General features: G+C 64.5%; 18 protein-coding genes. 14 read left to right on the forward strand and 4 right to left on the reverse strand.

Features of this window, described 5'->3' with window-relative positions; genetic code table 11:
- Positions 1 to 89: 89 nt before the first annotated feature.
- The 8 genes from nirB to ACP7AD_RS03215 all read left to right on the forward strand — a co-directional run bounded on the left by nirB (position 90) and on the right by ACP7AD_RS03215 (position 10,113).
- Positions 90 to 2,585 carry a nitrite reductase large subunit NirB gene (gene nirB, locus ACP7AD_RS03180; RefSeq protein WP_426144556.1) on the forward strand — a complete coding sequence of 832 codons (2,496 nt, stop codon included), beginning with the start codon at positions 90 to 92 and terminating at the stop codon, positions 2,583 to 2,585.
- A 25-nt stretch (positions 2,586 to 2,610) separates the two neighbouring features.
- Positions 2,611 to 3,033, forward strand: coding sequence for a nitrite reductase small subunit NirD (gene nirD / locus ACP7AD_RS03185; RefSeq protein ID WP_426144555.1), 423 nt, complete (start codon positions 2,611 to 2,613; stop codon positions 3,031 to 3,033).
- Positions 3,034 to 3,071: 38 nt separating this feature from the next.
- A complete protein-coding gene (locus tag ACP7AD_RS03190) occupies positions 3,072 to 6,020 on the forward strand; it encodes a molybdopterin-dependent oxidoreductase (RefSeq protein WP_426144554.1) in 2,949 nt (982 codons plus the stop codon).
- 42 nt (positions 6,021 to 6,062) lie between these two features.
- Positions 6,063 to 6,968, forward strand: a complete 906-nt coding sequence (gene ybiB, locus ACP7AD_RS03195) for a DNA-binding protein YbiB (RefSeq protein ID WP_426144553.1) — start codon at positions 6,063 to 6,065, stop codon at positions 6,966 to 6,968.
- Positions 6,965 to 7,732 (forward strand): uroporphyrinogen-III C-methyltransferase, encoded by a 768-nt coding sequence (cobA, locus tag ACP7AD_RS03200; RefSeq protein WP_426144552.1) that lies wholly within the window; start codon positions 6,965 to 6,967, stop codon positions 7,730 to 7,732. The genes ybiB and cobA overlap by 4 nt, the downstream gene beginning before the upstream one ends.
- Positions 7,733 to 7,864: 132 nt before the next feature.
- Positions 7,865 to 9,106, forward strand: coding sequence for an NAD(P)/FAD-dependent oxidoreductase (locus tag ACP7AD_RS03205; RefSeq protein WP_426144551.1), 1,242 nt, complete (start codon positions 7,865 to 7,867; stop codon positions 9,104 to 9,106).
- A gap of 218 nt (positions 9,107 to 9,324) precedes the next feature.
- Positions 9,325 to 9,537 (forward strand): 30S ribosomal protein S21, encoded by a 213-nt coding sequence (gene rpsU / locus ACP7AD_RS03210; protein ID WP_011484193.1) that lies wholly within the window; start codon positions 9,325 to 9,327, stop codon positions 9,535 to 9,537.
- Between the two features lie 114 nt (positions 9,538 to 9,651).
- Positions 9,652 to 10,113 carry a GatB/YqeY domain-containing protein gene (locus ACP7AD_RS03215; RefSeq protein ID WP_426144550.1) on the forward strand — a complete coding sequence of 154 codons (462 nt, stop codon included), beginning with the start codon at positions 9,652 to 9,654 and terminating at the stop codon, positions 10,111 to 10,113.
- Between the two features lies 1 nt (position 10,114).
- Here the strand turns inward: ACP7AD_RS03215 and ACP7AD_RS03220 are convergent, their stop codons facing one another.
- The gene (locus ACP7AD_RS03220; protein ID WP_426144549.1) at positions 10,115 to 10,921 is read right to left on the reverse strand and encodes a DUF4399 domain-containing protein; all 807 of its coding nucleotides are present in this window, start codon (positions 10,919 to 10,921) and stop codon (positions 10,115 to 10,117) included.
- A gap of 186 nt (positions 10,922 to 11,107) precedes the next feature.
- Positions 11,108 to 12,517, reverse strand: coding sequence for a metalloprotease PmbA (gene pmbA, locus ACP7AD_RS03225; RefSeq protein WP_426144548.1), 1,410 nt, complete (start codon positions 12,515 to 12,517; stop codon positions 11,108 to 11,110).
- Between the two features lie 21 nt (positions 12,518 to 12,538).
- On the opposite strand from pmbA, the gene yjgA reads away from it, so the two are divergent.
- The 3 genes from yjgA to ACP7AD_RS03240 all read left to right on the forward strand — a co-directional run bounded on the left by yjgA (position 12,539) and on the right by ACP7AD_RS03240 (position 14,181).
- On the forward strand, positions 12,539 to 13,132 hold the full coding sequence (yjgA, locus tag ACP7AD_RS03230) for a ribosome biogenesis factor YjgA (RefSeq protein WP_426144547.1): 594 nt from the start codon (positions 12,539 to 12,541) through the stop codon (positions 13,130 to 13,132).
- Complete coding sequence (gene mog / locus ACP7AD_RS03235; RefSeq protein WP_426144546.1) at positions 13,129 to 13,719, forward strand: molybdopterin adenylyltransferase; 591 nt, start codon at positions 13,129 to 13,131, stop codon at positions 13,717 to 13,719. Before yjgA ends, mog begins: the two co-directional genes overlap by 4 nt.
- A 99-nt stretch (positions 13,720 to 13,818) precedes the next feature.
- On the forward strand, positions 13,819 to 14,181 hold the full coding sequence (locus ACP7AD_RS03240) for an ABC transporter substrate-binding protein (protein ID WP_426144545.1): 363 nt from the start codon (positions 13,819 to 13,821) through the stop codon (positions 14,179 to 14,181).
- A gap of 36 nt (positions 14,182 to 14,217) precedes the next feature.
- On the opposite strand, the gene cysE is transcribed toward ACP7AD_RS03240, so the two are convergent.
- Positions 14,218 to 14,997 (reverse strand): serine O-acetyltransferase, encoded by a 780-nt coding sequence (cysE, locus tag ACP7AD_RS03245; RefSeq protein ID WP_426144544.1) that lies wholly within the window; start codon positions 14,995 to 14,997, stop codon positions 14,218 to 14,220.
- Positions 14,998 to 15,007: 10 nt separating this feature from the next.
- Positions 15,008 to 15,835 carry an RNA methyltransferase gene (locus ACP7AD_RS03250; protein WP_426144543.1) on the reverse strand — a complete coding sequence of 276 codons (828 nt, stop codon included), beginning with the start codon at positions 15,833 to 15,835 and terminating at the stop codon, positions 15,008 to 15,010.
- A 146-nt stretch (positions 15,836 to 15,981) separates the two neighbouring features.
- Between ACP7AD_RS03250 and ACP7AD_RS03255 the strand changes: the two genes are divergently transcribed.
- The 3 genes from ACP7AD_RS03255 to ACP7AD_RS03265 all read left to right on the forward strand — a co-directional run bounded on the left by ACP7AD_RS03255 (position 15,982) and on the right by ACP7AD_RS03265 (position 20,534).
- Positions 15,982 to 16,974, forward strand: coding sequence for an inositol monophosphatase family protein (locus ACP7AD_RS03255; RefSeq protein ID WP_426144542.1), 993 nt, complete (start codon positions 15,982 to 15,984; stop codon positions 16,972 to 16,974).
- A gap of 78 nt (positions 16,975 to 17,052) precedes the next feature.
- A complete protein-coding gene (mutS, locus tag ACP7AD_RS03260; RefSeq protein WP_426144541.1) occupies positions 17,053 to 19,665 on the forward strand; it encodes a DNA mismatch repair protein MutS in 2,613 nt (870 codons plus the stop codon).
- A gap of 41 nt (positions 19,666 to 19,706) precedes the next feature.
- Positions 19,707 to 20,534 (forward strand): peptidase, encoded by an 828-nt coding sequence (locus ACP7AD_RS03265; protein ID WP_426144877.1) that lies wholly within the window; start codon positions 19,707 to 19,709, stop codon positions 20,532 to 20,534.
- The last annotated feature ends 85 nt before the right edge of the window (positions 20,535 to 20,619 follow it).

Genomic DNA, 20,619 nt, shown 5'->3' on the forward strand with positions numbered 1-20,619 from the left:
GATGGCGTCCCCACGGAAGCAGCAGGCTAAGGCTTTGCTACCCGTGTGGACGCCTTTTTTGTTTTTGCGAACTGCCTACGGGGCTCACGATGAAAAAATCCAGACTGGTAATGATTGGTAACGGCATGGCCGGCGTGCGTGCGCTGGAGGAACTGCTGAAAATCGCGCCGGAGCTCTACGACATCACGGTGTTCGGCGCCGAGCCGCACCCGAACTACAACCGCATCCTGCTCTCGCCCGTGCTGGCCGGCGAACAGACGCTCGATGAAATCGTGCTGAACGACTGGTCCTGGTACACGGACAACCACATCACGCTGCACGCCGGCTGGACCGTGACGAGCGTGGACCGCGTGCGCCGCGTGGTGCATGCCGCCAACGCACTGGGTGAAACCGTCAGCGCCGACTACGACCGGCTGATCATGGCCACCGGCTCCAACCCCTTTATCCTGCCGATTCCGGGCAAGGACCTCAAAGGCGTGCTGGCCTACCGCGACATTGCCGACACGCAAGCCATGATCGACGCGGCCGCCATCTACAAGCATGCGGTCGTCATCGGCGGCGGCCTGCTCGGCCTGGAAGCGGCCAACGGCCTGATGAAGCGCGGCATGGAAGTCACCGTCGTGCACGTGGGCGACTGGCTGATGGAGCGCCAGCTCGACGACGTGGCCGGCAAGCTGCTGCAAAAGTCGCTGGCCGAACGCGGCATGCAATTTTTGATCGGCGCGCAGACGCAGGAGCTCGTTGGCGGAGAAGATGGCCGCGTCAGGGCGGTGAAATTCAAGGACGGCACTGAAGTCCCGGCCGACCTGGTCTGCATGGCGGTCGGCATCCGCCCCAACACCGCGCTGGCCGAAAAAATGCGCCTGCATGTGAACCGCGGCATCGTCGTGAGCGACACCCTGCAAACCACGACCGACGCGCGCATCTACGCCGTCGGCGAATGCGCCGCGCACCGGGGCATCGCCTACGGCCTGGTGGCGCCGCTGTTCGAGCAGGGCAAGGTGCTGGCCAACCACCTGGCAATGTTTGGCATCGGCCGCTACACCGGCTCGCTGACCTCGACCAAGCTCAAGGTCACCGGCATCGACCTGTTCAGCGCCGGCGATTTCATGGGTGGCAACGGCGCCGAGGAAATCATCATGAGCGACCCGTTCGGCGGCGTGTACAAGAAGCTGGTCATCAAGGACGACAAGCTGGTCGGTGCCTGCCTGTACGGCGACACGGTCGATGGCAGCTACTACTTCAAGCTGCTGCGCGACGGCCGCAGCGTGGCCGAAATCCGCGACAAGTTGATGTTTGGCGAGTCCAACATCGGCGACGTGGGCCATGAGGGCCACAACAAGGCCGCCTCCATGCCTGACAGCGCAGAAGTGTGCGGCTGCAATGGCGTCACCAAAGGCGCAATCTGCAAGGCCATCAAAGACAAAGGCCTCTTTACGCTTGACGAGGTGCGCAAGCACACCAAGGCCAGCGCCAGCTGCGGCTCGTGCACCGGGCTGGTCGAGCAGATCTTGATGTTCACCGCAGGCGGCGACTACTCGGCCACGCCCAAGCTGAAAGCCATGTGCGGCTGCACCGACCACGGCCACCAGGCGGTGCGCGACGCCATCCGGTCTAGCCGGCTGCTGTCGATCCCCGAGGTGTACCAGTTCCTGGAATGGCGCACGCCCAACGGCTGTGCCAGCTGCCGCCCGGCCATCAACTACTACCTGATCAGCAGCTGGCCCAAGGAAGCGAAAGACGACCCGCAAAGCCGCTTCATCAATGAACGCAGCCATGCCAACATCCAGAAAGACGGCACCTACAGCGTGATTCCGCGCATGTGGGGCGGCCACACCACGCCCGACGAGTTGCGCCGCATCGCCGACGCGGCCGACAAATACAGCATCCCTACCGTCAAGGTCACCGGCGGCCAGCGCATCGACCTGCTGGGCGTCAAGAAAGAGGACCTGGCCAACGTCTGGAAAGACATCGGCATGCCGAGCGGCTTTGCCTATGCCAAGTCGCTGCGCACCGTGAAGACCTGCGTCGGCAGCGAATGGTGCCGCTTCGGCACGCAGGACTCGACCCAGATGGGCAAGGACCTGGAACGCGCGCTGTGGGCCATGTACTCGCCGCACAAGGTCAAGCTGGCAGTCAGCGGCTGCCCGCGCAACTGCGCCGAGGCCGGCATCAAGGACATCGGCATCGTCGGGGTGGACTCGGGCTGGGAGCTATACGTGGGCGGCAACGGCGGCATCAAGACCGAAGTGGCCCAGTTCCTGGTCAAACTCAAGACCAGCGAGGAAGTGATGGAATACAGCGGCGCGTTCCTGCAGCTCTACCGCGAGGAAGGCTGGTACCTGGAGCGCACGGTGCATTACATCCACCGGGTCGGGCTGGAGCACGTCAAGAAGCAGGTGCTTGAAGACGGCGCGCGCAGAAAAGCGCTGTGGGAACGGCTGCAGTTCTCGCTCGACGGCGAGCCCGACCCCTGGTTCGAGCACAAGGATGCATCGGTGGACACGCGCCAGTTCACCGCCATTTCGCTGGATTCCGCCGTTTCCGAAACATCTGCGGCCCTGGCTTCCCCTGCCACCGCTTGAGCCCACAACGCCACAAGGAACCGCTATGAGTGAATGGAAAAAAATCTGCTTGGTCAATGACATTCCCGTTCTCGGCTCGCGCCGGGTCAAGCGCCCGCAAGGCATGGATGTGGCCGTGTTCCGCAACAGCAAAGACCAGGTGTTCGCCCTGCTCGACCGCTGCCCGCACAAGGGCGGCCCGCTGAGCCAGGGCATCGTCTTTGGCAACCGCGTGGCCTGCCCGCTGCATAACTGGAGCATCGGTCTGTGCGACGGCCAGGCCGCCGCACCTGACGAAGGCTGCACGACCCGCTTTGCCTGCAGGGTCGATGGCGGCGAGGTGTTCCTCGACGCGGGCGAGCTGGCCACGCTGGCGCTTGATCTCGCACCGCCCAAGGCCGGACCCGGCGGGTCCACCGGCGCGGTCGGCGACCAGACGTTTGCCGTGCAGACCCCGCACAGCTCTTGAAGACGCCTTTTTTTGACAGCAGCTTGCTAGGTACCGCCATGCTTGAAACACGATCCACCTGTCCTTATTGCGGCGTCGGCTGTGGCGTGATCATCGAGTCGCAGGGAACTGACATCACCGGCGTGCGCGGCGACCCGGACCATCCGGCCAACTTTGGCCGGCTGTGCACCAAGGGCTCGACCCTGCACCTGACGGCGTCCAGCGCGGTCACGCTGCAGACGCGGCTGCTCCATCCGATGCGGCGCGAGCACCGGGCCGAAGCGCCCAGGCGCACGTCATGGGACAGCGCGCTGGGCTTTGCCGCCGAAAGCTTCGCGCAGATCATCCGCGAGCACGGCCCCGACGCGGTGGGTTTCTACATCTCGGGCCAGTTGCTGACCGAAGACTATTACGCCTTCAACAAGCTGGCCAAGGGCCTGATCGGCACCAACAACATCGACAGCAACTCGCGCCTGTGCATGAGCAGCGCGGTGGCCGGCTACAAGCAGACGCTGGGGGCCGACGCGCAGCCGGCCTGCTACGACGACGTGAAGCATGCGCAGTGCCTGTTCATCACCGGCAGCAACACCGCCTACGCGCACCCGATTTTGTTCCGCCGCATCGAGGATGCCAAGGCCGCCAACCCGGCTTTGACCATCATCTATGTGGACCCGCGCCGCACCGACACCGCCGAAATCGCCGACCTCTACCTGCCGCTGCAGCCCGGCACCGATGTCATGCTGTTCAACGGCATGCTGCACATCATGCTGTGGGAAGGCTGGATTGATGCCGCCTATATCGCCGCCCACACCAGCGGCTTTGATGCCCTGAAGGCGACGGTGCGCGACTGCACGCCCGACCTGGTGGCGCAGACCTGCGGCATCAAGAAGGAAGACCTGTTTGCTGCCGCGAAGCTGTTCGCGACTTCTGGCGCCACGCTCAGCCTGTACTGCCAGGGCCTGAACCAGTCGAGCAGCGGCACGGCCAAGAATGCGGCGCTCATTAATTTGCATTTGGCGACCGCGCAGATCGGCAAGCCGGGCGCCGGGCCGTTTTCGCTCACCGGCCAGCCCAATGCCATGGGCGGGCGCGAAGTCGGCGGCATGGCCAACCTGATGAGCGGCCACCGCGACCTGTCCAACCCCGCGCACCGTGCAGAAGTCGCCGCGCTCTGGGGCGTAGCCAGCGTGCCCGAAAAGCCGGGCAAGACCGCCGTCGAGATGTTCCAGGCCGCCGCCGATGGCGAGATCAAGGCACTGTGGATTGCCTGCACCAACCCGGCGCAGTCGATGCCCGACCAGGCCACCCTTCGCCGCGCCCTGGAGCGCGCCGAACTGGTCATCGTGCAGGAAGCCTTTGCCACCACCGCCACCTGCGCCTGGGCCGACTTGCTGCTGCCGGCCACCACATGGGGCGAAAAGACCGGCACCGTGACCAACAGCGAACGCCGCATCAGCCGGGTCCGGCCGGCCGTGGCGGCGCCCGGCGAAGCGCGGCACGACTGGTCAATTGCGGTCGATTTTGCGCGCCGACTCGAAGTCTTGCTCCCCCTCCCCGCCTTACTCCCTCTCCCTCCGGGAGAGGGCTGGGGTGAGGGCAGCACGGCCACCACAGTCAGTCAGCCCCCATTCCAACCTTCCCCCAAAGGGGGAAGGAGCAACACCCTGTTCAACTACCCCAGCGCCGAATCGCTCTGGAACGAACACCGCGAATCCACGCGCGGCCGCGACCTGGACATCACCGGCATGAGCTATGCGCTGCTGGAACAGGCGCCGCAGCAATGGCCGATGCGGGAAGGCGACACCGCCGGCAAGGCGCGCCTGTATGAAGACGGCATTTTCCCCACGCCGGACGGCAGGGCGAACTTCGTCAACACCGTGTACCGGCCGGTCGCCGAGCCACGCGAAGCACGCTACCCGTTCTCGCTGACCACCGGCCGCCTGCGCGACCAGTGGCACGGCATGAGCCGCACCGGCACGCTGGGCCGGCTGTTCGGCCATGTCGCCGAGCCATCCATTCAGATGAACGCGCAGGACATGGCCCGGCGTATGCTGAAGGAAGGCGACCTGGTGCACGTCACGTCCAAGCGCGGCTCCATCGTCGTGCCGGTGCAGGCTTCCCCCGAAGTCGCGCTCAGCCAGGCCTTCATGGCAATGCACTGGGGCAGCGAATACTTGGGCGGCTTGTCCAGCACCGGCCAGCCGCTGGCCGGCGTCAATGCGCTGACCACCTCGGCCTACTGCCCGGATTCCAAGCAGCCCGAACTCAAGCATGCAGTCGTCAAGATATTGAAGGCCGAACTGCCGTGGTCGCTGCTGGCCATGGCCTGGTTCGACGAAGGCGATGCGCTGGCCGCCCATGAGCAGCTCAAGCCCCTGCTGGCCGCCTTTGCCTTTGCCAGCTGCGTGCCGTTTTCCAACAACCAGCCGCTGGCCGGCCCCCAGCCCGAGCGCAGCGGCCTGCTGTTCCGCGCTGCGGCCCATGAGGCGCCCGGCGACGAAACCCTGGCCCTGCTGGAACGGCTCTTCGGCCTGAACGGCTCCTACATCCTGCGCTATGCCGACCGCAAGAAAGGCCAGCGGCGAACCCTAAGGCTGGCGCGCACCCACAAAGAGGCCGAGCTGACCGGCTTCGTGCTGGCCGGCGACACCAGCGCCCAGGCCTGGATCACCACGCTGCTGCGGGACGAACTGCCCGCGCAAGCCTATGGCCGGCTGCTGCTGCTGCCGGGCGCCAAGCCGCCGGTGGAGGTCCAGTCGCGCGGCAAGGTGGTGTGCAGCTGCCTGAACGTTACCGACACTGCCATCGACGACCAGCTGGCGGTGCTGGTGCAGGATGCGGCGGTGGCCAGCAGCGACGACACGCGGCTGGCGTCCTTGCAGGGCGCACTGAAATGCGGCACCAGTTGCGGCTCTTGCGTCCCCGAGCTCAAGCGCCGGCTGCGCTCGGCCCGTAGCGACATACCGGCGCCAACGCGCACCGTCATTCCAATCCGGCAGGCGGCTTAAGCTCATAACGGCAAGTCATCTGCCTTCACGCACAATCGCCGCATGAGCATCAGCCACTACATCAAGGAAATCGGGCGCGGCAAGGACGGCGCCCGCCCGCTGTCGCGCGAACAGTCTGCCGACCTGCTCGGCCAAGTGCTCGACGGCGTCGTCACCGACCTGGAAATCGGCGGCTTTTGCCTGGCGATGCGCATCAAGGGCGAAACGCCCGAGGAAATGGCCGGCTTTCTCGACGCCGTTCACCAGCGCCTGAACATGATTCCCGCCAGCGGCGGCCCCGTCGTGGTGCTGCCCAGCTACAACGGCGCGCGCAAGCTGCCGGTGCTCACGCCACTGCTGGCGCTGCTGCTGGCGCGCGAGGGCGTGGGCGTGCTGGTGCATGGAACGCCCACCGAATCCAAGCGCGTTTTTTCATCGGAAGTGCTTGCTGCGCTTGATGTGCCTGCGTTGGAAGCTATCAAAACCATAACGTCTGGCGAGGTGGCGTTCGCGCCCACCGAACTGCTCAGCCCGGCGCTCAAGCGCCTGCTCGACGTGCGCCGCGCCGTCGGCCTGCGCAACCCGGCGCACAGCCTGGTCAAGCTGATGAACCCGGTCGCCGGCAAGGCGCTGGTGGTCAGCAGCTACACCCATCCCGAATACGCGCTGTCCATGGCGGCCACCTTCTCGCTGGTCCGGGCCGATGCGCTGCTGCTGCGCGGCACCGAGGGCGAAGGCGTGGCCGACCCGCGCCGCTCGCCGCAAATGCAGGGCTTCGTCAAGGGCGAGCAGGTGCTGGCGCATGAAGGCGTCAAGGGAACGCTGCCGTCGGTGCCTGATCTGCCCAAGGCGATTGACGCCGACAGCACGGCCGCCTATATAAAGTCGGTGCTGTCGGGCGATAGTCCCCTGCCGCCGTCGATTGCGCAGCAAGTGGCGCATATCTTGCAACTGCTCAAGCAACTATGAACCACCCCAAAGTCACCCTTGTCGGCGCCGGTCCAGGCGATCCGGAACTGCTCACCCTCAAGGCCCTCAAGGCCATCGGGCAGGCCACCGTGCTGTTCGTCGATGACCTGGTCAGCGAAGAAATCGTCGCCTTTGCCGCCCCCGGCGCCCGCATCGTCCATGTCGGCAAGCGCGGCGGCTGCAAATCCACGCCGCAGGCCTTCATTGAAAAGCTCATGGTCATGGCCGCCCGCGAAGGCGAAACCGTCGTTCGTCTCAAGGGCGGCGATCCCTTCATCTTTGGCCGGGGCGGCGAAGAGGTCGAGCACCTGCAGGCTGCGGGCGTGCAGGTCGAGGTCGTGAACGGCATCACCGCCGGCTTGGCTGCGGTCACCTCGCTAGGCGTGCCGCTGACGCACCGCCAGCATGCGCACGGCGTGGTGTTCGTCACCGGTCATGCCAAGCCCGGCGCCACCGGCACCGACTGGCGCGCGCTGGCCGCCACTGCCCACAGCGCGCGGCTGACGCTGGTGATCTATATGGGCGTGAGCGGCGCCGAGCATATCCAGAACGAACTGCTGAGCGGCCTGCCCGCCGACACGCCGGTCGCGGTGATCCAGAACGCCTCACTGCCGACCCAGCGCCACATCGCCACCACGCTCGCCCGGCTGTTCGCGGACGTCAAGCTGTCCGGCCTGGCCAGCCCGTCGGTCATCGTCGTCGGCGATGTTGTCAAGGCCCTGGCGCAAGCCGCCGGGCACCCCGAAGTGCGCCGCAGCGCTTGAAGCGCCGGGTTCGGCTCGGGTGCCCTGGCGCGGCTACACTCCCGTGTTTCATGAGACGCAACCACAGGACATGCCAGATCGCTATGCTTTTCATAGCTGCCTACGCTCGTCCTGCGTGCGCAAGAGGCTGATTTGACTTATAAATTCGATGTGGTGGTGATTGGCGCCGGCGCGGCCGGCCTGTTTTGCGCGGGTCAGGCGGGCCAGCGCGGCCTGAAGGTCTTGCTGGTGGACCACAGCGACAAGGTGGCCGAGAAAATCCGCATCTCGGGTGGCGGGCGCTGCAACTTCACCAACCGCGACGCCACGCCGGCCCAGTTCCTGAGCGAGAACCCGCACTTTTGCCGCTCCGCCCTGTCGCGCTACACGCCGCAGGACTTCATCGAACTGCTGCAGCGTCACCAGGTGCCATTTCACGAAAAACACAAGGGCCAGCTTTTTTGCGACCGCTCGGCCGAGGACATCATCAACCTGCTGCTGGCCGAATGCGATGCCGGCCAGGTCACGCGCTGGCAGCCTTGCAGTATCAAAAGCGTGGTTTGCGCAGAACAGGCGGGTATCAACAGCTATCAAATCCAGAGCGACCGGGGTTTGATCGAAGCGCCGCAGGTGGTGATTGCCACCGGCGGCCTGTCGATTCCGAAAATCGGCGCGACCGATTTCGGCTACCGCATCGCGAAGCAATTCAATCTGCGCCTGATTGAACCGAGAGCCGCGCTGGTGCCGCTGACCTTCGACGGCGACGCCTGGGTGCCCTATGCCCAATTGGCAGGCCTGGCGCTGCCGGTATTGATCGAAACCGGACCGCTAGATGCCACGCCCAAACAGCGCAAGAAAGCGGTCGTGTTTGCCGAAGACCTGCTGTTCACCCACCGGGGCCTGAGCGGTCCGGCGGTGCTGCAGATTTCGAGCTTCTGGCGCGAAGGCCAGCCGGTCCGCATCAACCTGGCGCCGGGCATCGACCTGCCCGCCCTGCTCTTGCGAGCCAAGTCCAGCTCGAAAAAGCTGATCGCCAACGAACTCGCCAGCCTGGTGCCCGGACGCCTGGCCGACGCCTGGGTCGGCCAGGACGCAGCCCTGCAGCGCCCGATCGTTGATGCCACCGACAAGGCGCTGCAAACCTTGGGCCAGCGACTGGCCGACTGGCAGCTCACGCCCAACGGCTCCGAAGGCTACCGGAAGGCCGAAGTCACCGTTGGCGGCGTCGACACCCGCGACCTGTCATCGCAAACCATGGAGTCAAAGCAGCCGGGCCTCTATTTCATCGGCGAAGTGGTCGATGTGACCGGCTGGCTGGGCGGCTACAACTTCCAGTGGGCCTGGGCCAGCGGCTTTGCCTGCGCGCATGCGCTGGCGGCTAAAATGAATGACTGAAAAGTGCTCGATCGTGGGGACTTTACCTCCCTGCCAGCAGGGGCCGCAGGACCGGCTTTGCCGGACTGCAGGCGCAGCGACCCCCTCGGGGGGCAGAGAGTTACGCGAAGCGAACGACCGTGGGGGCCTGCTATACTCGCAGGCTTTGCTAGCAAACCCGCACCTGGCCTGATCCTGATCAGATCAATGAAAAGTGCATCTTTTGAATCGATTCATCAATGACCACCATTCGCGTAAAAGACAACGAACCCTTTGACGTCGCACTGCGCCGCTTCAAGCGCACCATCGAAAAACTCGGCCTGCTGACCGACCTGCGCGCCCGCGAGTTCTACGAAAAGCCAACCGCCGAGCGCAAGCGCAAGAAGGCAGCCGCCGTCAAGCGCAACTACAAGCGTATCCGCGCCATGCAGTTGCCTAAGAAGCTGTACTAAATCAGTACTTGCCTCACGGCAGCTCAAGCCCGCAAGAGGACGCTCTGCGGGCTTTTTTGTTTTCTAGCGTCAGCTGTTTTATTTCCAGATTCACAACCCTTCAGGAGCCCTGCCATGACACTCAAAGAACAAATCACCGAAGACATGAAAACCGCCATGCGCGCCAAGGACAGCGAGCGCCTGGGCACCATCCGGCTGCTGCTGTCGGCGATCAAGCAAAAGGAAGTGGACGAGCGCGTGGTGGTCGATGACGTGATGGCGGTTGCCATCGTGGACAAGCTGATCAAGCAGCGCAAGGATTCCATCGAGGCCTTTGAAAAAGCCGCGCGCCAGGACCTGGCCGACAAGGAAAAAGCCGAGCTGCTGGTGCTGCAGGCCTACCTGCCCGCCCGCCTGAGCAGTGATGAGGTCACGGCCGAGGTCAAGGCCATCGTCGCCGCGCTGGCCGCCGAAATGGGCCGCGCCGTGGGACCGGCCGACATGGGCAAGGTCATGGGCGCGGTGAAGGCCCAACTGGCCGGCAAGGCCGACATGGGCCAGGTGTCTAGCGCGGTAAAGGCCACGCTGGCTTCTTGATTTACTCCACGCGCACTGTTGTGGACACCGAGTCAGCCAGTATTTTTCCTGCATTCAGGTTGTCCACCAAATCGAGCTTCAGGACATAGGCACCCACTGGCGGCGCCAGCTGGGTTTCGGTCTGGCCGTTCGGGAAATCCATTTTTACCGGCTTGTCGCCGTTCTTGGGTGTCACCGTCAGACGGAAATGGCCTGTGTCTTTTTGTTTTTGGCTTAAATGGGCCACATCGAGACCTGAAGCCTGAAACTGGACCTTGAACGGCCCTTTCAGACGGGCATCAGGGGCAATGTTTGGAAGACTGATTCCCTTGCTGACCAGGGTCTGCGGATCAATGTCTTTATTTTTTCGCGTGACTGTGATCTTCAGGGGTTTGCTGTAAACGAAATGCGGCAGGTGCCTGTCATCGGCCAACAGCAGGCGCAAAGTGTAGGTGCCAGGCTCCAGCATCAAGACCGTTTCCATCTGCCCCTTGCCGAAGTGGATGTATTGGTCATCAAAAGGCAAGGCTTTTTTGAAATCCAGGGGAAGCCCACGGTTGATCAAAAGATGATGGTGACCGCTCTTTCCGGCCTGCGGAACACTGATCGGGGCAAGCCCCCAGTTGCTGGTCAGCCCAAACGTGATGCGAAATGGCGTTTCAATCTTCGCGCCGTTCTGCAGGTTGGTGAAATAGGCTTCGGCCGTTGTCAGGGTCGGCGCGGCTTGCCAGGTGTAGAAGGTCTGGACAGGCGCCGGGCTGGCTTGCGCCAAGCCAATAAGCGGGAGTAGAGCGGCCAGGCCTGCAGCCAGAGTGTGTTGTAACGCCAATTTGGTTTTCCTAAATGACAAAAAATATGCAAGCCAGCAGGTTACATACCTTTACCTGGAATTCAACACACGGGTAACAATTTACTTACATTTTTCAGGGTAAATAAAACAGGCCTGATGATTTTTTGTGAATGTGCTTGGCTGTTGACTGCCGGCGCATGGCCTGCAGCCGTGGTTTTGAAAAGCTCAGGATCCGGCGACTTTCATCCGGTTGACCAGGATTGAACCCACGGTCTTGGCGCCGTAGTTGTAGGTGTCGGCGCCCACGGCCTGAATACCCAGCAGCATGTCTTTCAGGTTGCCGGCAATCGTTATTTCCTCGACCGGAAACGCGATTTCGCCGTTCTCGACCCAATAACCCGAAGCGCCGCGCGAATAGTCGCCGGTCACGTAGTTCACGCCCTGCCCCATCAGCTCGGTCACGAACAGGCCGGTGCCCAGCTTGCGCAGCATGGCGTCCAGGTCGTCGCCGGCTTTCGTTTTCCGGCTGGTGAGCGTGAGGTTGTGCGAGCCGCCGGCATTGCCGGTGGTGCGCATGCCGAGCTTGCGGGCCGAATAGGTGCTCAGGAAATAGCCGGCGACGCGTCCCGCTTCCACCACTTGGCGGGCGCTGGTCTTGACGCCTTCGTCATCGAACGGCGAACTGCCCTTGCCCTTGAGCAGGTAGGGGTCTTCATGGATGTCGATGTGTTTCGGGAAGGCCAGCTTGCCCAGGCTGTTCGCCAGGAAAGTGCTCTTGCGGTACAGCGCGCCGCCACTGACGGCATGCACAAAGCCGCCCAGCAGGCCGGCGGCCAGCGGCGACTCGAACAGCACCGCGCATTCGACGGTGGGAATCTTGCGGCCCTTCAGGCGGGCCAGCGCGCGTTCGGCGGCATAGCGGCCCACCACGTCGGGGCGGGCCAGGTCGCTGGCGTCGCGCATCGAGCTGTACCAGGCGTCGCGCTGCATCTGCTTGCCCTTGCCGGCTATCGGCGCCACCGAAATGCTGTGGCGCGAACTGGCGTAGCCGCCGCGAAAACCCTTGGAATGGGCGCTGAAGAAATGGCTTTGCTGCGCCGACACGCCCGCGCCTTCGCTGTTGGTGATCAGGCGGGAGGTGGCGAAGGCGGCGGCTTCGCACTGCAAGGCCAGGTGGGCGGCCTCCTCGGACGTGATGGCCCACGGGTGGAACAGGTCCAGCGCCGGGTGTTCTGTGGCAATGTCCTGCTCGTCGGGCAGGCCCGAAGTCTCGTCTTCGGCCGTGAAGCTGGCGATGTCATAGGCGGCCTTCACGGTCTGCTGGATGGCGGCCTTCGAAAAATCGCTGGTCGAGGCATTGCCGCGCTTCTTGCCGACATACACCGTGATGCCGAGCGACTTGTCGCGGTTGCGCTCGACCGACTCCAGTTCACCCTTGCGCACGCTGACCGACAGGCCGCAGCCTTCCGACGCTTCGGCGGCCGCATCAGTGGCGCCGAGTTTTTTGGCATGGCTCAGCGCGGTATCGACCAGGTCTTCAAAAAAGTCGCGGTGGTAGCTGAAACCGGCTTCGGGCTGGCTGGTTTTGGCACGGGAAACGGTGCGAGAAGAACGGGCAGAAGTTTGTTGGGTCATGTAGCTATGATACTAAGCCCTATGAACAACAAGACTCCCAAGGCCATCAAAGGCTACTGGTCCAACGGCCGCTTCGTGAAACCCGAAGAAATTGCCCTCGAAGAAGTGGGTCCACCCAGCAAGACCCAGCTCAAGGCCGAGGCCGACGAAAAACAGGCGCTCGGCGAGGCGCTGCTCACGCTGCGCGCCGACCTGATGGCGCGCCTGGACCTGCCCGACAAGCTGCTCGACGCGCTCAAGGAAGCCCGGCGCATCACCAACTTTGAAGGCCGGCGCCGCCAGATGCAGTTCATCGGCAAGCTGATGCGCCCGCTCGACACCGAGCCGATCCGCGCGGCAATTGACGAGCAGGCCAACGGCTCGGCCGACCTGACGCTGGCGCTGCACCTGGCCGAGCAGTGGCGCGACAAGCTGATCGCGTCGGACGATGCGCTCAGCCAGTGGCTGACCGACTACCCCGCCACCGATTCCCAGCAGCTGCGCGCGCTGATCCGCCAGGCCAAAAAAGACATTGCCAAGCCCGAAACGCCGGGCGAGGCGCCGCGCCACGGCAAGTCCTACCGCGAGATTTTCCAGCTGGTCAAGCTGGCCATGGCCGAGGAACCCAAGGCATGAACCAGGGTTTCGACGCGGTCAGGATCGGCATCGTGTCGGTCAGCGACCGGGCCTCAAGCGGCGTGTATGTGGACAAGGGCCTGCCCGCCCTGAAGGACTGGCTGACGCGCGCCCTGCGCAACCCGATCACGTTTGAAGAGCGGCTGATTCCCGATGAGCAGGCCGGCATCAGCAGCGCGCTGATCGAATTGGTGGACGCCGGCTGCGCCTTGGTGCTGACCACCGGCGGCACCGGCCCGGCGCTACGCGACGTGACGCCCGAGGCCACGCTGGCCGTGGCGCACAGGGTCATGCCCGGCTTTGGCGAGCAGATGCGCCAGATCAGCCTGAAATTCGTTCCCACCGCCATCCTGTCGCGCCAGGTGGCGGTGATTCGCGGCCAGAGCCTGATCCTGAACCTGCCCGGCCAGCCCAAGGCGATTGCCGAGACGCTGGAAGGCCTGAGGAACGAGGCGGGTGAATCGGTCGTACCCGGCATTTTTGCCGCCGTGCCCTATTGCATCGACCTGATCGGCGGGCCTTACCTGGAAACCGACCCGGCGGTTTGCAAGGCCTTTAGGCCCAGGAACGCCACTCGCGCGGTATAAAAGCCGGCAACGCTGTATTTGCACTTGAAGAATGCAGCGGGAAAAGCCGGGCAGCAAAGCCCCGGCATTCTTGTTTGGCTTTTTTACCTGAGTGACTCCATGAACGCTTCTTTTCGCACCAGCCTTTCCATCGTTGCCCTGGCTGTGGCTTCCCTGACGCTGCCTTCGCTGGCCCATGCCAAGCGCATGGGCGGCGGCACGAAAGCCGCACCGCGCACGTCGGCTCCCGCACCCGCCAAAGCCCCGGCCGCCGCCGCACCGGCCCCCGCGACAGCGCCTGCAGCCGCACCGGCAGCAGCGGGCTCCAGCATGATGGGCACCATGGGTTCCGTGGCCGTTGGCGCGGTGGTCGGAACCATGGCCGGCAGCGCCATCGCCGGGGCGATGAACCCGGAAGACAAACAAAAAGCCGCTGCGGAAAAAGCAGCAGCGGCGGCATCAGCCCCTGCGGCCGCCAAATAAACGTTTCAAACGTTTGATGGCCGGCGCATCCGCCGGCTATTTGCCAACCAGCTGGTTCAGCCGCTCGGCCTCGAAGTTTTCCTGCAGCGCGGCATCCTTCGGCACGCAATCGCGGTGCGGCGCGGCCGGCAGGCTTGAGAGCTTTTCAATCGCCTGCCAGAGCAGCGCAATCTGGTGCTCTTGCCCCGAGGCATTGTCGATCAGCCCGCGCAGCGCCTGGCTCAGCGGATCGTCGCTTTGCGTCACGCCGTAGGCTGAAAAGCCCATCTGGCTGGCCGCCTCCTCGCGCTTCAAGTCAGCGCCGGGCTGGATGATGCGCGCCGGGTTGCCCACGGCCGTGGCCCCGGGCGGAACCGGCTTGACGACCACGGCATTCGAGCCGATACGCGCGCCGTCGCCGACGGTGAAGCCGCCCAACACCTGCGCGCCAGCGCCCACGACCACGTTTTTGCCGAGTGTCGGATGGCGCTTGGTGCCCTTGTAGAGCGAGGTGCCGCCCAGCGTGACGCCGTGGTAGATGGTGCAGCCGGAACCGATCTCGGCGGTTTCGCCAATCACCACGCCCATGCCGTGGTCAATGAACACGCAGCCGGCAATCTGCGCGCCGGGATGGATTTCGATGCCGGTCAGCCCGCGCGAGATGTGCGAGATGAAACGCCCCAGCCACTTGAAGCCGTGGCTCCAGCACCAGTGCGCGCGCCGGTGCAGCACCAGCGCATGCAGGCCGGGGTAGCAGGTCAGCACCTCCCAGCGGGTGCGGGCGGCCGGGTCGCGTTCAAGGATGCACTGGATGTCGGAGCGGAGTCTGGAAAACATGGCAGGAAGTTTAGGCGCTGGCCGGCGTATCCGCTGGCGCGGGCGCCTTGTCCTGCGCAGGCTGGGCTTGATCGGCCGCCTGCCGCATCATGGCCTTGGCGACGCCGCGCAGGATGTGGATTTCTTCCGGGCTGAGCTGCGCGCGGTTGAACAGCTGGTTCAGGCGCGGCATCAGCTTCTTGGGCGATGCCGGATCGAGAAAGCCGATGTGGACCAGCGCTTCTTCCCAGTGCCTGAGCATGCCGCTGACGGCGGCGGCATCGGCCAGCCGGGGTTCTTCAGGCGCGGCCTGAATGCCAAAGCCGCCCAGTGCTTCGCGCCAGTCGTAGGCAATCAGCTGCACCGCCGCACCGAGGTTGAGCGAGCCGAACTTGGGATCGGTCGGAATGCTCAGGGCAACATGGCAGCGGTAGACGTCCTCGTTCTGCATGCCGAAACGCTCGGAGCCGAACAAAAAAGCAACCGAATCGGGCTTTTGCGCATTATCCACGGGCGCTGGTAGCTCACCTTTCGATAGCAAACTAGACGTTGCCAGCAGTTCGGCAAAATGCACGCGCGGCGCTCGCGTTGGCGGACCGAAGTCGCGCGGCGTCATCGCCGTGGCGCACAGATGCGCCATGCCGTCGAGCGCCTCGTCCAGCGTCTCGACAATCCTTGCATTGTTCAACACATCCAGCGCGCCGCTGGCCCGCTGGATGGTTTCCTCGCGCCGCAGCACATTGGCCCAGCGCGGCGCGACCAGCATCAGGTCGTCAAAACCCATGGTTTTCATGGCGCGGGCGGTGGCGCCGACGTTGCCGGCGTGGCTGGTGTTGATCAGGATGAAGCGGGTTTTCATGGGATAAAAAGAGGCCGGAGCGCTAGCGCGAAAATCCGGCTGCCGGGGTGATTCCGGGCCAGGCGGGCGAAGCCGGTAAAATCCGCTATTGTCGCCTGCCACCGGTTCCCGGTTTTGCAGTTCCTGCCCGCTCTTTCTTACCCTCTATGTCCAGCAATCTACATCCCATGCTTAACGTGGCCGTCAAGGCTGCGCGCGCCGCCGGCGCCCTCATCAACCGCGCCGCCCTTGACGTCGAGGCGGTCCGCGTGTCGGTCAAGCAGACCAACGACTTCGTCACCGAAGTCGACAAAGCCGCCGAAGCCGCGATCATCGAAACCCTGCTGACCGCCTATCCCGGCCACGGCATCCTGGCCGAGGAATCGGGCAGCGAGCATGGCGCGAAAGACTCCGAATTCGTCTGGATCATCGATCCGCTGGACGGCACCACCAACTTCATCCACGGCTTTCCGTTTTACTGCGTCAGCATTGCGCTGGCCGTGCGCGGCAAGGTCGAGCAGGCGGTGGTCTACGACCCGAACCGCAACGATATCTACAGCGCCAGCAAGGGCCGCGGCTCCTACGTCAACGACCGCCGCATCCGCGTCGGCAAGCGCACGCGCCTGCAGGAATGCCTGATCTCGACCGGCTTTCCCTACCGCCCCGGCGACAAGCTCAAGCCCTACCTGAACATGCTCGGCGAAGTCATGAGCCAGTGCACCGCCGTGCGCCAGCCGGGCGCCGCCGCGCTGGACCTGGCGCATGTCGCGGCCGGCTTCACCGACGGCTTTTTCGAAACCGGACTGCAGCCTTGGGACGTGGCGGCGGGCTCGCTGCTGATCACCGAAGCGGGCGGCCTGATCGGCAACTTCACCGGCGAGGCCGACTTCATCGACCATGGCGAATGCGTGGCTGGTAACCCGCGCATCTACGGCCAGTTGGTCGGCACGCTGGGCAAGTACAGCAAATTTGCCGGCGCTGGCGACAAAGCCAGCGTTCGCCAGGCGCTGCTGGGCGGCGCCGAGGCCGAGGCGCCCGCCGAAGGCAGCGAGATAGCCGCACCGGCCGTCAAGCCGACCCTCAAGGCCAAGCGCATCAAGGCCGGCAGCGTAGCCGCGCCCGAGGCTGAAGCGGTTCAGGCGCCAGACGCGCCTTTCTAAAGGACAGCGTCCGGCTTGACCCGCCCAGCAAGAACCCTGAACCCACCCAACGGCCGCCAGAAAAAGCCAGCGAACTCAATGCCAAGCGAAAAAGCCAAGGCCTTGGCCTCCCCGGACAAGGCCGCTCCCCACACGCCGATGATGGTTCAGTACCACGCCATCAAGGCCGAGTACCCCGACACGCTGGTCTTCTACCGCATGGGCGACTTCTACGAAGTCTTCTACGCCGACGCCGAAAAGGCCGCGCGCCTGCTCGACATCACGCTGACGCGGCGCGGCCAGTCGGCCGGCGAGCCGGTGGTGATGGCCGGCGTGCCGTTTCATGCGCTGGAGAACTACCTCGCCAGGCTGATCAAGCTCGGCGAATCGGTGGCGATCTGCGAGCAGGTCGGCGACGTGGCCACCAGCAAAGGGCCGGTCGAGCGAAAAGTAGTGCGCGTGGTCACGCCCGGCACGCTGCTGGACGCCGAACTGCTCGACGACAAGACCGAATCCATCCTGCTGACGGTGCACCAGGGCGCGCGCAACACCTGCGGCCTGGCTTGGCTCAGCGTGACGCAGGGCGATATCCACCTGGCGCAGTGCGCCAGCAGCGAACTGGAAACTTGGCTGGCGCGCATCGCCCCCAGCGAACTGCTCTACAACGTTGATGTGACGCCGGCGTTCGAGCAGCGCTTGAGAACCTGGCGCTGCGCCGCCAGCGCCCGTCCGGCCTGGCAGTTCGACGCGGCCCTGGGCGCGCGCCGCCTGCTGGAGCAGCTCAAGGTGGCTTCGCTGGCGGCGTGGCATGCCGAATCCCTGGGTGAAGCGCATGCCGCCGCCTCGGCGCTGCTGGGCTATGCCGAGCACACGCAGGGCCGGGCGCTTTCGCATGTGCAGGGCCTGCAGGTGGTGCGTTCCGGCGAGCTGATCGAATTGCCCCTGGCGACCCGGCGCAACCTCGAACTCACGCAGACCCTGCGCGGCGAAGGCGCGCCGACGCTGTTCTCGCTGCTCGACACCTGCACCACGGGCATGGGCAGCCGGGCGCTGAAAAGCTGGCTGCTCAGCCCGCGCCGCGATCGCGCCCAGGCCGCCAGCCGGCTGGAAGCCATCGCGCAACTACGCGGCGGCGCCCAGGAATCGCTGCGCGCCCGGCTCAAGGGCAGCAGCGATGTCGAGCGCATCACGGCGCGCATTGCGCTGCGCCAGGTGCGGCCGCGCGAACTGGTGGCGCTGCAGCTGACGCTACAAAAAGCAGAGCTGCTTGCGCCCGTGGGTATTGCGCAAACGGCACTTTTAACCACCATTTTCGAGGATTTGCAGCCGCCGCCCGGCTGCGCCGAGCTGCTGCGCCAGTGCATCCTCGACGAGCCGGCCGCACTGATCCGCGACGGCGGCGTCATCAACCACGGTTGCGACGCCGAACTCGACGAGCTGCGCGCCATCCAGACCAACTGCGACGGTTTCCTGCTCGACCTCGAAAGCCGCGAAAAGGCGCGCACCGGCATTGCCAACCTGCGCGTGCAGTTCAACAAGGTGCACGGCTTTTACATCGAAGTCACGCAGGGCCAGCTGGACAAGGTGCCGGCCGACTACCGGCGCCGCCAGACGCTGAAGAATGCCGAACGCTTCATCACGCCCGAACTCAAGACCTTCGAGGACAAGGCACTGTCGGCCTCGGCGAAGGCGCTGGAGCGCGAAAAGTGGCTGTACGAGCAATTGCTCGACCAGTTGCAGGACTTCGTGCCCGCCTTGAGCCGGCTGGCGCGCGCCATTGCCGCGCTCGATGCGCTGTGCGCGCTGGCCGAGCGCTCGCTGACGCTGGGCTGGTGCGCACCGGTGTTCGTCCGCGAGCCGTGCATCGACGTCAAGCAGGGACGGCATCCGGTGGTGGAAGCCCGGCTGCTTGAAACGGGCGGCGGCGCCTTCTTCGCCAACGACTGCTGCCTCACCGGCAAAAGCCGGATGCAAATCATCACCGGCCCCAACATGGGCGGCAAATCGACCTACATGCGCCAGGTCGCGCTGATCGTGCTGCTGGCCAGTGTGGGTTCCTACGTGCCCGCTAAAGACTGCCGGCTCGGGCCGATCGACGCCATCCACACGCGCATCGGCGCGGCCGACGACGTGGCTAACGCGCAATCGACCTTCATGCTGGAAATGCTCGAAGCCGCGCAGATTCTGCATGCCGCCACCCCGCATTCGCTGGTGCTGATGGACGAGATCGGGCGTGGCACCTCGACCTTCGACGGCCTGGCGCTGGCCGGAGGCATTGCCGCCTACCTGCACAACAAAGCGCAGGCGTTCACGCTGTTTGCCACGCATTACTTCGAGCTGACCGAATTTCCGGCGCAGCACCACGGTGCGGTCAACGTGCACGTCAGCGCGGTCGAGTCGGGCAGCGACATTGTGTTCATGCACCATATCGAGCCCGGCCCGGCCAGCAAGAGCTACGGCATTGCCGTTGCCAAGCTGGCCGGCGTGCCTGCCGCCGTCGTCAACCACGCGCGCCACGCGCTGGCTGCGCTCGAAGCCCAGCAAGCCCAGGCCAGCGCGCAAGTCGACCTGTTTGCCCTGCCGCCGCAGCCGCCGGCGGCCGAACCCTCAGCCCTTGACGCGGCATTGGCGACAATAGAGCCTGACACCTTGACGCCCCGCGAGGCGCTCGATGCGCTGTACCGGCTCAAGAAGCTTGCCGATGCCACCTGAATGTCAAGCGTTCCATGTACTCTCAAACTCCTCCCCAAGCCATGACTTACTGCGTCGCCATCAAACTCAATGCCGGACTGGTTTTCCTGTCCGACTCCCGCACCAACGCGGGCCTGGACCACATCAGCACCTTTCGCAAGATGATCGTTTACGAAAAGCCCGGCGACCGCTTCATGGTGCTGCTGACGGCCGGTAACCTGTCGATCTCGCAGTCGGTGCGCGAGATCCTGCAGACCGAGGAAATACGCGACCGCGACGGTGGCGACCCGATCACCATCTGGAACGCCAAAAGCATGTTCGATGCCGCCCGCGTGCTCGGCTCGGCCATACGCCGCGTCCATGAGCATGACGCCCGGGCGCTACGCAACGACGATGTCGGCTTCAACGTGTCGCTGGTCTTCGGCGGCCAGATCAAGGGCGAAGGCATGCGCCTGTTCCAGGTGTATTCGCCTGGCAACTTCATCGAAGCCACCGACGAAACGCCCTACTTCCAGATCGGCGAGTCCAAGTACGGCAAGCCGGTGCTCGACCGGGTCATCCGGCCCGAAACCCCGCTGGACGAGGCCGCCAAATGCGCGCTGGTGTCGATGGATTCGACCATGAAGTCCAACCTGTCGGTCGGCCTGCCGCTGGACCTGGTGGTGTATGAGGCCGACAGCTTCAAAAGCGACAAGATCGTCTGCATCGACCACGACAACCCCTACTACAACATGATGCACAACAGCTGGGGGCAAAAGCTGCGCCAGGTGTTCGACAGCATCGAAGACCCGGTCTGGGACGATGCGCACACCGAAACGCCGATCAAGATGCCGGCCGGCCGCCATGCCGCGCTGAAAAAGATCAGCACGCCGCAAGAAAAGCTGATCTAGGCCTTTTTTTATTTCACTGACCCTTCATCGACATTTACCTCCGGGCAACCACTGCGGCCCTGCGCGTCGCAGCTTTCCCCTTATT

Source organism: Polaromonas sp. DSP2-3-2b2 (genome assembly GCF_049895905.1).
Taxonomy (GTDB): domain Bacteria; phylum Pseudomonadota; class Gammaproteobacteria; order Burkholderiales; family Burkholderiaceae_C; genus Polaromonas.

What these genes read in the sequence shown, in the direction of transcription:
- nirB (WP_426144556.1), top strand. Translation starts at nt 90, where the DNA reads ATGAAAAAATCCAGACTGGTAATGATTGGTAACGGCATGGCCGGCGTG.
- nirD (WP_426144555.1), top strand. Translation starts at nt 2,611, where the DNA reads ATGAGTGAATGGAAAAAAATCTGCTTGGTCAATGACATTCCCGTTCTC.
- ACP7AD_RS03190 (WP_426144554.1), top strand. Translation starts at nt 3,072, where the DNA reads ATGCTTGAAACACGATCCACCTGTCCTTATTGCGGCGTCGGCTGTGGC.
- ybiB (WP_426144553.1), top strand. Translation starts at nt 6,063, where the DNA reads ATGAGCATCAGCCACTACATCAAGGAAATCGGGCGCGGCAAGGACGGC.
- cobA (WP_426144552.1), top strand. Translation starts at nt 6,965, where the DNA reads ATGAACCACCCCAAAGTCACCCTTGTCGGCGCCGGTCCAGGCGATCCG.
- rpsU (WP_011484193.1), top strand. Translation starts at nt 9,325, where the DNA reads ATGACCACCATTCGCGTAAAAGACAACGAACCCTTTGACGTCGCACTG.
- ACP7AD_RS03215 (WP_426144550.1), top strand. Translation starts at nt 9,652, where the DNA reads ATGACACTCAAAGAACAAATCACCGAAGACATGAAAACCGCCATGCGC.
- pmbA (WP_426144548.1), bottom strand. Translation starts at nt 12,517, where the DNA reads ATGACCCAACAAACTTCTGCCCGTTCTTCTCGCACCGTTTCCCGTGCC.
- yjgA (WP_426144547.1), top strand. Translation starts at nt 12,539, where the DNA reads ATGAACAACAAGACTCCCAAGGCCATCAAAGGCTACTGGTCCAACGGC.
- mog (WP_426144546.1), top strand. Translation starts at nt 13,129, where the DNA reads ATGAACCAGGGTTTCGACGCGGTCAGGATCGGCATCGTGTCGGTCAGC.
- ACP7AD_RS03240 (WP_426144545.1), top strand. Translation starts at nt 13,819, where the DNA reads ATGAACGCTTCTTTTCGCACCAGCCTTTCCATCGTTGCCCTGGCTGTG.
- cysE (WP_426144544.1), bottom strand. Translation starts at nt 14,997, where the DNA reads ATGTTTTCCAGACTCCGCTCCGACATCCAGTGCATCCTTGAACGCGAC.
- ACP7AD_RS03250 (WP_426144543.1), bottom strand. Translation starts at nt 15,835, where the DNA reads ATGAAAACCCGCTTCATCCTGATCAACACCAGCCACGCCGGCAACGTC.
- ACP7AD_RS03255 (WP_426144542.1), top strand. Translation starts at nt 15,982, where the DNA reads ATGTCCAGCAATCTACATCCCATGCTTAACGTGGCCGTCAAGGCTGCG.
- mutS (WP_426144541.1), top strand. Translation starts at nt 17,053, where the DNA reads ATGCCAAGCGAAAAAGCCAAGGCCTTGGCCTCCCCGGACAAGGCCGCT.
- ACP7AD_RS03265 (WP_426144877.1), top strand. Translation starts at nt 19,707, where the DNA reads ATGACTTACTGCGTCGCCATCAAACTCAATGCCGGACTGGTTTTCCTG.